This is a genomic window from Cytophagaceae bacterium (genome assembly GCA_016722655.1).
Classification (GTDB): domain Bacteria; phylum Bacteroidota; class Bacteroidia; order Cytophagales; family Spirosomataceae; genus Leadbetterella.
Map to the genome: position 1 here is coordinate 2,911,578 of JADKIR010000004.1, position 12,268 is coordinate 2,923,845.

At 38.3% G+C, this 12,268-nt stretch carries 12 protein-coding genes; 8 read left to right on the forward strand and 4 right to left on the reverse strand.

What is annotated here, in order from left to right; translation table 11 throughout:
• The first annotated feature begins 41 nt into the window (after positions 1-41).
• The 6 genes from rpmI (at position 42) to IPP61_13205 (ending at position 7,091) form a co-directional block, all read left to right on the forward strand.
• Positions 42-236, forward strand: coding sequence for a 50S ribosomal protein L35 (rpmI, locus tag IPP61_13180; GenBank protein ID MBL0326112.1), 195 nt, complete (start codon positions 42-44; stop codon positions 234-236).
• Between the two features lie 92 nt (positions 237-328).
• Entirely contained in the window at positions 329-673 is a 345-nt protein-coding gene (rplT, locus tag IPP61_13185) for a 50S ribosomal protein L20 (GenBank protein ID MBL0326113.1), read from the forward strand.
• Positions 674-809: 136 nt separating this feature from the next.
• A complete protein-coding gene (locus IPP61_13190; protein MBL0326114.1) occupies positions 810-1,409 on the forward strand; it encodes a hypothetical protein in 600 nt (199 codons plus the stop codon).
• A 229-nt stretch (positions 1,410-1,638) separates the two neighbouring features.
• Positions 1,639-4,539, forward strand: a complete 2,901-nt coding sequence (locus IPP61_13195) for an NPCBM/NEW2 domain-containing protein (protein ID MBL0326115.1) — start codon at positions 1,639-1,641, stop codon at positions 4,537-4,539.
• 114 nt (positions 4,540-4,653) lie between these two features.
• Positions 4,654-6,558 (forward strand): molecular chaperone DnaK, encoded by a 1,905-nt coding sequence (dnaK, locus tag IPP61_13200; protein MBL0326116.1) that lies wholly within the window; start codon positions 4,654-4,656, stop codon positions 6,556-6,558.
• Between the two features lie 107 nt (positions 6,559-6,665).
• Entirely contained in the window at positions 6,666-7,091 is a 426-nt protein-coding gene (locus tag IPP61_13205; GenBank protein ID MBL0326117.1) for a hypothetical protein, read from the forward strand.
• A gap of 46 nt (positions 7,092-7,137) precedes the next feature.
• Here the strand turns inward: IPP61_13205 and IPP61_13210 are convergent, their stop codons facing one another.
• The 3 genes from IPP61_13210 to IPP61_13220 all read right to left on the reverse strand — a co-directional run bounded on the left by IPP61_13210 (position 7,138) and on the right by IPP61_13220 (position 9,341).
• Positions 7,138-8,094, reverse strand: coding sequence for a Fic family protein (locus IPP61_13210; GenBank protein MBL0326118.1), 957 nt, complete (start codon positions 8,092-8,094; stop codon positions 7,138-7,140).
• Between the two features lie 178 nt (positions 8,095-8,272).
• Positions 8,273-8,950: a GTP cyclohydrolase I FolE gene (folE, locus tag IPP61_13215; GenBank protein MBL0326119.1), complete on the reverse strand. Its 678-nt coding sequence runs from the start codon at positions 8,948-8,950 to the stop codon at positions 8,273-8,275.
• Positions 8,931-9,341, reverse strand: coding sequence for a 6-carboxytetrahydropterin synthase (locus IPP61_13220; protein MBL0326120.1), 411 nt, complete (start codon positions 9,339-9,341; stop codon positions 8,931-8,933). Before IPP61_13220 ends, folE begins: the two co-directional genes overlap by 20 nt.
• A gap of 153 nt (positions 9,342-9,494) precedes the next feature.
• On the opposite strand from IPP61_13220, the gene IPP61_13225 reads away from it, so the two are divergent.
• Positions 9,495-10,835 (forward strand): Gfo/Idh/MocA family oxidoreductase, encoded by a 1,341-nt coding sequence (locus IPP61_13225; GenBank protein MBL0326121.1) that lies wholly within the window; start codon positions 9,495-9,497, stop codon positions 10,833-10,835.
• Between the two features lie 50 nt (positions 10,836-10,885).
• Positions 10,886-11,728 (forward strand): SDR family NAD(P)-dependent oxidoreductase, encoded by an 843-nt coding sequence (locus IPP61_13230; GenBank protein MBL0326122.1) that lies wholly within the window; start codon positions 10,886-10,888, stop codon positions 11,726-11,728.
• A gap of 6 nt (positions 11,729-11,734) precedes the next feature.
• Here the strand turns inward: IPP61_13230 and IPP61_13235 are convergent, their stop codons facing one another.
• Positions 11,735-12,268, reverse strand: a complete 534-nt coding sequence (locus IPP61_13235; GenBank protein ID MBL0326123.1) for a hypothetical protein — start codon at positions 12,266-12,268, stop codon at positions 11,735-11,737.

Here is a 12,268-nt window from a genome sequence, read left to right on the forward strand (position 1 = left end):
GACCCAATTTACTTTTTCAAATACTTAATCTGTTTTGTAAAATGCCTAAGCAAAAAACAAATTCAGGAGCGAAAAAAAGATTCAAATTGACCGGCACAGGAAAAATTAAGCGTAAACACGCATTCCATAGCCACATTTTGACTAAAAAATCGACAAAACGTAAGAGAGTTCTTGCATCGTCGGCCTTAGTAAGCTCCGCGGATGAAAACCGCATCAAAGCCTTGTTGAACGGCTAATAGTTCAGCATATTGGTTCAATTGTTTCACCCGAATAAAGGCTTTAAAGATTCCGGAAAACGGAACGCCTGATTCAAAAAACGCAAAAGATTATGCCACGTAGTGTCAATCATGTAGCGTCAAAAGCAAGACGTAAAAAAGTGCTTAAATTGGCGAAAGGCTATTATGGCCGTCGCAAAAATGTTTGGACGGTAGCCAAAAACGCCGTTGAAAAAGGTTTGGTGTATGCGTACATCGGCCGTAAACAAAAGAAAAGAAATTTCCGCAGCATGTGGATTGTGCGTATCAACGCAGGTGTAAGACCATTTGGAATGTCTTATTCTGTATTTATTAACAAACTACAAACTGCAGGCATCGAGCTTAACAGAAAAGTATTGGCCGACCTTGCGATGAATCATCCTGAGGCATTCAAAGCCATCGTAGAAAAAGTTAAATAAGAAACGCTAACGTTTCATTAACAAAAAAAGGCATCCAACTGGGTGCCTTTTTTGTTACTTAAATGTAAAATTTGCGTCTATAATCTGATTTTTTTCTATATTTATAGTAATTTTATAAAAAATAAACTCAATTAAAATGTTAGACATTCTTCAAGGATTAATACAACAAGTGGGACAAAAAGCTGTAGTTGAAAACACAGACGTTCCAAACGAACACAATGAGGGCGTAATGAACGAAGTTATGCAAGGTCTCATGGGTGGATTGTCAAATCAGGCTAATTCTCAGGGCGGAATCGGTAGCCTTTTGGGAATGCTGACCGGTGGTGGAAACCAGGGTGGCGGAAGTCTGATGAGCAACCCTATCGTTGGCTCAATCGCACAAAGTGTAATGGGCAATCTAATGTCAAAATTCGGTCTTTCCGGATCTGCTGCTGAAGGAGTAGTAGGAAGCATGTTGCCTTCAGTGTTGGGTGGCTTGATAAATAAAGTTAACGATCCTAACGATAGTTCTGTAGATGTAGGAAGTGTAATGAGTGCAGTGACTGGAGGTAAAACCGACGGATTCGATTTTAGTAGTCTTTTAAGCCAGGGTGCAGGAGCACTTGCTGACGGTAAACTTGATATGAGCGATTTGATGAATATGGCTTCAGGTGCAATGGGCGGTGGCCAACAGCAACAAGGTGGTGGTAGCGGACTTTTCGGCAGCCTTTTGGGAGGCCTGTTCGGTAAAAAGTAAAAATAATTTATTTCAAAAGGATAGCGTTAGAATCATCTGACGCTATTTTTTTTACCGTTAAATAAATGTTTTGCTGGATTGAGGCGAATTAAGATTCCTTATGCGTTTTAATCGATCCTTTTGTATAATTTTGAAATATTATTTTTTTCAATAAAATCAAGCCACATTTGGGTTTGGTAAAAATTAAAATAGTCTTTACTGCAGTATAAGTGATAGATTTTTGGTTTATATGATTAAAAGATTTAGTGCGGTATTATTTTTTATTCTTGTAATTGGAAATTCATTTGCTCAAATCAATATTTCCACTCCTATTAATAAGGCAGTTTACCAAAGGAATGCTGCCAGCCAGGCGAATCTTTATATACAAGGAACCTACCAGCAATCCAATATTACAAGTATAGAAGCTCGTTTGATAAATCCTTTAGATTCAAGCCCTATCAGTGGATTTGATTGGGCCGTAATTCACAATATGCCCAATTTGGGGTATTTCACAGGACAATTGTCCAATGTTCCCGGAGGTTGGTATATACTTGAAGTGCGTTCAAAAAGGGCCGGGGTTGTAATTGAGACCAATTCAGTTAATAGAGTTGGAATAGGGGATGTTTTTATGGTTGCCGGTCAATCTAACGCTCAGGGTTATATTAATACAGGGGGGTATGGTTTGGGTTCTTCCAAAGAATATGTGGTAACCCACGACAATGGAATGTATTGTAGCCTTGCTGATATTCCTTTTCCTTCTTTTACAAAAATTGAGAGCACAACGAAGTTGGGAACAGGTGGAAGGGATGCCTGGTGTTATGGTAAGCTGGGAGATTTGATTTCTGATGTAACCCAGTTACCTGTGGCAATTTTTAATTCCGGGGCCTCCGGTGCATCTTCAGAAAATTTTAAGGTTAGTTCGGATGGCGGTGCCACCGATAATATTTTTATTTCCCCACCTGCCAATACTCAATTTTGTGCCGATGAATTAATAACCTCAGGGACAGGCACAATAGGAATGCCTTATATAAATTTTAAAAGAGGATTGAATTTTTATAACTCTATGTTTGGGATTAAGTCCGTACTTTTTCACCAGGGCGAAAGCGACGCATATACATTTGTGCTTTCATCGACGTATTCCAGTAATATCAATTACGTAATCAATAAAACCCGGTCGGATTTTCATCCCAACTTGCCCTGGATGATAGCTCAGGTATCATATATTGGAGGTACAGCCTATTCTCCGGTCACTTCGGCCCAATCCTCTTTAGTAAATCAGTCAAACCAAATTTTTGGTGGACCCAATACAGATGGTATCAATAACAATACTCTCGAAGATTCACGGGATGATATCGATTTGCATTTTACCAATCCCATTGGACTTGACCAACTGGCAGGCCTATGGGCTACTTATATTGTAAGTTCTAATTTTACCAATAATGTTGTCCCTATAGTAGCAAATACCCCTCCTGTTGCCACAGCCACTATTTCGGGAAACAATGTCCTGATGTCTGTACCGTCAGGATATGCAAGCTATAAGTGGATCAGGACAGATGTATCAGGGAATAGTAATTTTGGAAATGCCTCAGAAGGTACAGGGAATACTTTATCAAAATCATCAGGGACTTACCGATGCTGGGTATTGACTGCCAACGGAAATATGCAAATTTCAAATCCAGTGAACGCAACACAATCTTTGTTAATGATCGACAATGGGGCTACCTGTTCGGAGAATGTTTACCTTTCTGATCTGAATATGAAGACCTATACCAATGGCGTTGGACCTGTAGAAATAAATAAAACTAACGGGTCTGAATCTGATGGTGATGGCTCTACAATTATTCTTAAAGGTACTTCTTATTCAAAAGGTATTGGGGTTTCGGCTAATTCTGAAATAGAATATAGTCTTCCTGCGAATCAATATTATAAGTTTCAGGCAAAAATTGGCATCAGTGATGATATTTCCAATACTTGTGATAATACCGGAGGAGTAATATTTAAGGTATATGGCGATGGAAATCTGATTTATACCAGCCCTACGATTTATAGAAATACAGATGTTCAGGATATAAATCTCAGTATTTTTAATTATTCGGTTTTAAAACTTAAAGTGGAGGAAGTAAATAATAATATTATTTGTAATAAAGGAGTTTGGGCCGATGCCCGTTTACTTTGCTTTTTAGGTGACACTACCCTTCCATCTGATGTGACCAATCTTGTTGCATCAGATACCTTATCCAAGTGTATTAGTTTTTCATGGACCCATGCCACCGACGATTTTGTTGTAAATGGATATTATGTTTTTTTGAATGGAATACCTTTAGATACCATTCCCGGAAATCAAAATACTTACACCGTAAAAGGACTTTCACCTGGTGATTTTGTAAATTTTGGAATTAAAGCATTTGATGCTGCAAATAACCAATCGCCCAATTTGGTAAATAAAATATTGAATACCGTCGAACCCAATGTGGTTTATGGAGGAGATGGCTACATATGTACTTCACGTAATTATTTGCCAACCATTAAAATCCCTGATGGAGGTACCTTTACCATTAGTACCACAACTCCACATACCATTAATTCATTGACCGGTGATTTTTTTTCAGCCATACCCGATCAGTTTTTTGGGACATATTATTTTGGCACCGGTGTGCCGGGTTGTGAAGCAAATCTTTCTTTCACTTTAGGAACAACAACACCTCCGGCCTGCACGCCAGTGATAACAGCAGACAAAACACTCATTAATCAAGGTGCAGAAGTGAACTTTACTTCCACTTCCTGTACCACTGGTACACTAGTCTGGAGTTTTACTCCTTCTAACAATACTACCCAGAGTATTTCACCAACAGCCACAAATAATTATTACTCGGCTTGCCAGATTAGCTTTTGTTTAAATTACAGTAATACTGTCGAAGTGAAAGTGCTTCCTAATTGTGGAAGTTCGGTCAATCTTACCAATCCGGCAGATAATTTGGGCAGCAGGATCAATTCACTTATATATAATTCTTCAAATAACATTATTGCTACCAATCAGATTACACCATCAAACAATATCCAATATAATGCCGCCAACACCATCTTACTTTCCCCGGGCTTTAAAATTGATCCGGGCGTCATTTTTTCCGCTAAAATTCAGAACTGTCCCTGATTTGTCTGCCAATATGACAATTTGTCATTAAAAAAAAGCCTTATTTGCCATTGGCATATTGATTGTGAATAAGTGTTTATAATTATTTTTAATTAAATACACTGACAGATAATCATGGGAAAAATTATTGGAATTGATTTAGGGACTACTAACTCTTGCGTGGCTGTGATGGAAGGCAACGAGCCTGTAGTAATTGCCAATAGTGAGGGAGCTAGAACCACCCCTTCTATAGTGGCGTTTTTGGATAATGGGGAGAAGAAAGTAGGGGCACCGGCAAAAAGGCAGGCAATTACCAATCCTAAAAACACAATCGCTTCAATCAAGCGATTTATGGGAAAGAAATATTCAGAAGTAGGTAGTGAGTTAAAAACTATAGCTTATGATATAGAGAAAGGTGCCAACGATACTCCAAGGGTAAGAATTGGGGATCGTCAATATACTCCTCAGGAAATTTCGGCTTTTATTTTGCAAAAAATGAAATCAACTGCCGAAGACTATTTGGGTCAAACTGTAACCGAAGCCGTTATCACCGTTCCTGCATATTTTAATGATGCGGAGCGTCAGGCTACCAAAGAGGCGGGTTTGATTGCTGGTTTGGATGTTAAACGTATCATCAACGAACCTACTGCTGCTGCTTTGGCTTATGGCCTCGACAAGCAGGGTAAAGACATGACTGTAGTAGTTTTTGACTTAGGTGGTGGTACTTTTGACGTTTCGATTTTGGATTTGGGTGATGGTGTGTTTGAAGTTAAATCTACCGACGGTGATACTCACCTGGGTGGTGATGACTTTGACCAGGTAATTATCGAATGGTTGGCCGAAGAATTCAAAAAAGATGAAGGTGTAGATCTTCGTCATGATGCTATGGCCCTTCAAAGATTGAAAGAAGCTGCCGAAAGAGCAAAAATCGAGCTTTCAAGTTCAACTCAGGCAGAAATTAACTTACCTTATATATTCCCGGTTGATGGCGTGCCTAAACACCTCGTTAGGTCATTGACCCGTGCTAAGTTTGAGCAATTGGCCGATACTCTTTTGAAAAGAATGATGGAGCCTTGTAAGCGTGCCATGAAGAACTCCGGAATCTCCAACAGTCAGATAACCGAAGTGATTTTGGTGGGTGGATCAACACGTATTCCAAAAGTTCAGGAAGAAGTAGAAGCTTTCTTTGGCAAAAAACCTTCAAAAGGTGTTAACCCTGATGAAGCAGTAGCAGTAGGTGCAGCCATCCAAGGTGGAGTTTTGACTGGTGAAGTGAAAGATATCCTGTTGCTTGACGTAATTCCGCTTTCATTAGGTATTGAAACCTTAGGTGGTGTGTTTACCAAAATGATCGAGTCTAATACGACTATCCCTACCAACAAAGTGGAAGTTTTCTCAACCGCTGCCGACAATCAGCCATCTGTAGAGCTTCACGTATTGCAGGGAGAGAGACCAATGGCAACTCAAAACCGTACTTTGGGTCGTTTCCACCTCGATGGTATTCCACCATCAATGAGAGGAGTGCCTCAAATCGAAGTAGCTTTCGACGTAGATGCCAATGGTATTCTAAACGTAACTGCCAAAGATAAAGGCACAGGAAAAGAACAGAAAATCCGTATCGAAGCCTCAAGCGGTCTTTCAGATGCTGAGATTCAAAGGATGAAAGATGAAGCCAAAGCCAACGAAGAAGCTGATAAAAAAGAAAAAGAAACTGTCGAAAAAGTTAATGCGGCTGATTCGATGATTTTCCAAACTGAAAAACAGTTGAAAGAATACGGCGATAAACTAGCAGAAAACAATAAATCGGCGATTGAAGCTGCATTGACTGAGTTGAGAGCAGCTCATGGCACTCGCGATATTGCGGCTATTGATGCTTCTATGGAGAAAATCAACGCTGCATGGCAAGCGGCCAGTCAGGATATTTACAATGCTCAGCAAGCTGCTGGCGGTAGTCCTGAAGGTGCCCCTGGTGCTGAATCGCAAAATTCTGCTACTTCTGACGAAGGAGTAACCGATGTGAATTTTGAAGAAGTAAAATAATTCCTTTTAGATAAAGGATATGGATGCCCGGGCGAAAGTCCGGGCATTTTTTTTGCAACCGTTTTTCGTTTTTTTTCGTACTTAATCAAAAAAAACATAATTTAAATATGAAGCAAATCCTGATTATTCTTTTCTTATTTTCTCTTGTTTCCTGCTCTACGTCAGACGATTCCTCTGTTTTGGCAGATACTGCTAATATTACCGGACAAAAATGGAAACTAACGGAATACACCGATAAGAAAGGAAGAAACAAGACATCTGTTTTTAGCTCTTATTACTTTGTATTTGCCAATGATGGAGTTGCAGAGGTTCACCGAGCCGATAATTCGATTTTTTTGAAGGGTACTTACAAAATTTTCATGGATAGCGGAAGAGAAAAATTCGAAATCAATTTGCCTATCAACGATGATGACGGGCTTTCGGAACTCAATGAAGACTGGAAAACAGTGAGCAGGACCTCCGAAAAAATTGAACTTCAAAACGAAAGTGGAGGCGGAGGCGGTACCGATTTTGTAAAATTTGAAAAACTGTAAAAGATGGTTTTTATATAAGATGTATGGGTTTAACAACAAAAGCACCTCAGTTTTTAGAGGTGCTTTTTTTTATTTGATAATTAAGAATCTCTTCCTTGGTCGTAACCCAATTGCGGCCCTCTTTATGGGCGTTTATTTTACCGGTTCTGGCCAGAAGACTTACATATTCCATCCCATATTCTATTTCTGGCTCAGTTACCAAACTTGAAATTGGTTGGTAATTGAAGTATTCACCCGGAATAATATTTATGTAAATATTAAGTGAGCGTTCGACAGCCTGAATAACCAATAAGTTAAGAGCCTTATAGTCACCATTATTTGCGGCATTTAAAGCATTAAAATATTTTTTCCGGTCATTTTTTAAAATTATTGCAGGAGGAAAACCATATTTCTGAAGCAATAAATTCATTGCTAGTCGGGCAGTTCTACCATTTCCATCAAAAAAAGGATGAATCCAAACCAACTGATGATGAAAAACTGTGGCAAGACTTATTGGATCCAGATTTTGAGGGTTAGAATTAATGTATTCAATCAATTCATCAAGTAATTCGGAAACAAGCTGTGGGTTCGGTGGAGTGAAATTGGCACCAACAATTCTAATTGTCCCGGTTCTGATTCTTCCCGCCCAATCATCCTGTATGTTTTTCAGAACTAATGAATGAAGGTTAAGTAAATCAATGCCTCTAAACTCGAATTCAGGTTTTACAATTGATTCCACATATCCAATTGCTTTGTGGTGGTTGATGATTTCAAAATGCTCTCGCATGGTTTTTCCACCAATTGTAATCCCATCTTCAAGTACTACACGGGTTTCTGCAAGAGTTAAAGTGTTGCCTTCCAGGCCATTTGAATTATAGGTCCATTCCAAAGCAAGATCTTCTCTCAGTCTGTCAATGGCCATTTGAGGCAATGGTCGTGCCGCATCCACCTTAGTTTTTTTGTCTAAAACCCTACTTAAATATTCACTATTTGAATTTAAGAAACCTGTATTAACATCTTTCATTTTAAATCATCATATATCGGATACAAATATATTTCTTTTATCCGATAATATTTTAAATGTATCGGATATTTTTAAAATTAGATCATCCGATATTTATTTTATAAAAAAGAAGCACCCAAGATTGAATGCTTCTTTTATTATTAAATTATAAATAATTGATTTTTAAATAAATAGAAATTTAGCTTTTTAGTTTTACAAGCGATAAGAATTCTTCTCTTTTTAAAACATTATTAAAAGCTCCTTCAAAAAATGAAGTCACAGTAGAGCTACTTTGGTCGGCAATCCCTCTTGATGACACACAAAAATGGTCGGCATCAACCACCACGGCTACGTCATTGGTATGTAAAGCAGTCTTCAGGGCATTTCCAATTTGCATGGTCATTCTTTCCTGTACTTGCGGGCGGCGGGCATAATAATTAACGATTCTGTGCAATTTTGAAAGCCCTATCACCCGACCTGAAGAAATATATCCTATATGAACTTTCCCAACGATTGGTACAAAATGATGTTCACAATTGGAATAAAAACTAATATCTCTTTCGACCAAAATCTCACCATATTTATAGTGATTGTCAAATAAAGTAATAGAAGGTTCATTTTCAGGTTTCAGGCCTGAAAAAAGCTCTTTTACGTACATTTTGGCTACTCTGCCTGGGGTACCTTTTAGACTTTCATCTTCAAGGTCAAGTCCCAGTGTATGCATAATTTCCGAAAAATGTGCTGCAATGACTTTGATTTTTTCTTCGTCATCCATCTCAAAAGCATCAGGCCTCAGAGGGGTGGCTATATTACTCATGATGTGGTCATCGCCATGATGATCCTCTTGGGTCAGATTTTTAAGCTGGGTATTCGACATAATTTCTTTCGGTTTCAAATAGTCTTACTCTGATATCAAATTTTTGGTCAATTTTTTCACGTAGAATTTCATAGATCACTACGCAGATATTCTCGGCGGTAGGAATGAGTTCTTTAAAAACAGGAATGTCAAGATTGAGATTTTTATGGTCAAAAAGTTCCACAATTTCAGCTTTAAGAAGCTCGCTTAAAACTTTAAGATCAAACACATAGCCTGTTTTTGGGTTAATCTCGCCAGTGAGTTTAACTTCCATTTCATAATTATGCCCGTGATAGTTGGCATAACTACACTTGCCAAATACTTCCAGGTTTTTTTCATCACTCCACTCAGGATTATAAATCTTATGGGCGGCGTTGAAATGTTCTCTACGAAAAACTGATACTCTTTTCAAATTAAGTTTTTTTAGTCTTGTACAAAGTTTGTGTACTACACAATCAAAAAACGTACAGGTTGGTTACGAAAATAGTAACATATATAAATGTAATATTGTTCAGAAAAAAATAATTATTACATTAGTAAAATAATTTAAAAACAAACCTTTCATATGAATCGCAGAGATTTTATCAATGTCGGTCTGGCATCTTCTTCCATTCCATTAATAAATTTTAATGCCAATGCTGCTACCAAAAAAGTAAAACTGGCCTTTATTGGAGTGGGTCTCAGAGGCAGAAGTCATGTAGAGCAGGTTTTGTATCGTGATGATGTGGAGGTGACCGCCATTTGCGATATTGATGCCGATGCGATCAAACGTACCCTTGCCATGACTCAAAAGGCAGGAAGAAAAGATCCGGCAACCTACGGCAAGTCTGATACTGATTTTATCAATATGCTAAAACGGGAAGATATTGACGGCGTGGTGATTTCTACTCCATGGGAATGGCACGTACCCATGAGTGTGGAATCAATGAAAGCAGGGAAATATACTGCAGTGGAGGTTTCTGCCACGGTTACACTTCAGGAATCATGGGATTTGGTTGATACATTTGAAAAAACCGGCTCTCACTGTATGATTCTAGAAAACGTTTGTTATCGTCGCGATGTGATGGCCGTTTTGAATATGATAAGGAAAAATATGTTTGGCGAGATGTTGTATGCACATTGCGGATACCAGCATGATTTGCGTGAGGTAAAATTTAACGATGGAAAGAAATTTTATGGTGGTGGGGTAGAGTTTGGTGAAAAGGCTATTTCCGAAGCCAAATGGCGTACCCAACATTCTGTAGATAGAAATGGGGATGTTTATCCTACACATGGTCTTGGTCCTGTTGCACATTGGATGGATATAAATCGTGGAAATAAATTTAATTATCTAACTTCGACGGCGACCAAGGCCCGCGGGTTGCATAAACATATTGTAGATCAGGCAGGAAAAGATCACCCCAATGCAAGTGTGAAATTTAAACTGGGTGATGTGGTTACGACTACTATTCAGTGTGAAAATGGAGAAAATATTGTCATAATACATGATACAAATAGTCCTAGACCCTATTCATTGGGATTCAGGGCTCAGGGAACAGAAGGTATTTGGATGGATGACAATGATTCTATATATCTTCAAAATGTTAGCCCAAAAGCCCATGTGTGGGAGCCATTTTCAAAATATCAGGACGAACAAGACCATCCACTTTGGAAAAAACACGCTTCTTCGGCCGAGAAAGCCGGCCATGGGGGCATCGATTTCTTTGTAATCAGGGCATTTATTGAAGCTATAAAAAATAAAGTAGCTCCACCGATTGACGTATATGACGCCGCCGCCTGGAGTGCGATTAGTCCTCTTTCAGAATTATCTATAGCCAGAGGGAGTTCGCCTGTGGAGATTCCTGATTTTACCCGTGGAAAATGGAAAACCAATAAAAGGATTTTTGGTTTGAATGATGACTATTAAGGAAATTAATTTTCTGATTCTGTTGTTTTGAAATAAAACTAAGGAAAATTTTGAAAGAAAAAATCGCAGTAATAACCGGAGCAACGTCCGGAATTGGAAAATCAACCGCTTTTAAGATGGCCTCTTATGGCACTCATTTGGTGCTGATAGTGAGAGATTTGTCAAAAGGTCAAACCGTAAAATCCGAGATTTTGAAGGGTTATCCGGAGGCCAAAGTTGACCTGGTTGAAGGTGATTTGGCTTCTTTGTTTTCATTAAAAAAAGCAATAGAGAAAATCAAACTACAGTATCCGGTAATAGACTTACTGATAAATAATGCCGGGGGAGTTTTTGAAAAAAAGATAATGACTGTGGATGACCTGGAAATGGGATTTCAGGTCAACCATTTGGCACATTTTTATCTGACCTATGAGCTATTACCTAATATTTTGAAATCATCAGATGCCCGGGTAATCAATTTATCTTCTGAGGCTCATCGTATGGGTAAGATTGATTTTGAAAATCTTAATACCGAGAAAAAATTCAATACCTGGCTGCAATATGGAGCCACAAAGCTCATGAATCTGCTGTTTACCAAGGCCTTGGCCAATAAATATGCTGCTCAGGGTTTGGTTTCTTTTGCGGTGCATCCAGGAGTAGTGAGGACGGGCTTTGGTGCAAACAATTCAGGATGGTTGAAATATTTCAATAAAATGCCATTTATTATTTCACCTGATGAAGGTTCCAAAACTACTGTTTATTGTGCAACTCAAACCAGGGATAAACTCAGCAACGGCGATTATTATAAGAAATCAAAGAAAAGTAGTTCTTCAGGCAATTCCCAAAGCATTGAGGTAAGAGACAAACTTTGGGAGGTTTCCGTACAAATACTTCAGGAAAAGGGTTTTCTCTGAGAATTTTCAGAGAATGATCCCTTCAATTTTTGTAGAATCGGCTTTTCCGAAAAATAATTTCTGATAACCTTCTGCACTGTACGATTGCAGTTTATTGTCTTTTAAAATCAATTTAAGTTTCGTTTTTGATTCAAAAAGATAATTATTCATGCCTGATTCCAGCTCTACCTGTTCGGTCATTCCTAAAGAATCTTTTTTGACAATAAGGTATTTAATTGGGGCATTTTCTCCTTCTTTCAACTTGTATTTGTCGGTAAATCCTATCTTTTCGGTAACATAGGAGTTTTTTAAGCCCGATTTATTAATGTCAGCCTCGATGAAAACCTCCAACTCTTTATTCCAATCGGTTTTTTCAAATTCTTTGCTCTCTTTTTTGCTGCCAATTTGCCAGTTTTTTAAAAGCCTAGGTTGTTTTTGATTCAAATCCCCAATTTGTGAGGTAACAAGACCTTTTAAATCGAAATAATTAATTTCAGATTTCTCAATTTTTTTGTCACAACCTATTGCAATCAGAGCCAAAAAAAATATTATTTTTTGCAC

What these genes read in the sequence shown, in the direction of transcription:
- rpmI (MBL0326112.1), top strand. Translation starts at nt 42, where the DNA reads ATGCCTAAGCAAAAAACAAATTCAGGAGCGAAAAAAAGATTCAAATTG.
- rplT (MBL0326113.1), top strand. Translation starts at nt 329, where the DNA reads ATGCCACGTAGTGTCAATCATGTAGCGTCAAAAGCAAGACGTAAAAAA.
- IPP61_13190 (MBL0326114.1), top strand. Translation starts at nt 810, where the DNA reads ATGTTAGACATTCTTCAAGGATTAATACAACAAGTGGGACAAAAAGCT.
- IPP61_13195 (MBL0326115.1), top strand. Translation starts at nt 1,639, where the DNA reads ATGATTAAAAGATTTAGTGCGGTATTATTTTTTATTCTTGTAATTGGA.
- dnaK (MBL0326116.1), top strand. Translation starts at nt 4,654, where the DNA reads ATGGGAAAAATTATTGGAATTGATTTAGGGACTACTAACTCTTGCGTG.
- IPP61_13205 (MBL0326117.1), top strand. Translation starts at nt 6,666, where the DNA reads ATGAAGCAAATCCTGATTATTCTTTTCTTATTTTCTCTTGTTTCCTGC.
- IPP61_13210 (MBL0326118.1), bottom strand. Translation starts at nt 8,094, where the DNA reads ATGAAAGATGTTAATACAGGTTTCTTAAATTCAAATAGTGAATATTTA.
- folE (MBL0326119.1), bottom strand. Translation starts at nt 8,950, where the DNA reads ATGTCGAATACCCAGCTTAAAAATCTGACCCAAGAGGATCATCATGGC.
- IPP61_13225 (MBL0326121.1), top strand. Translation starts at nt 9,495, where the DNA reads ATGAATCGCAGAGATTTTATCAATGTCGGTCTGGCATCTTCTTCCATT.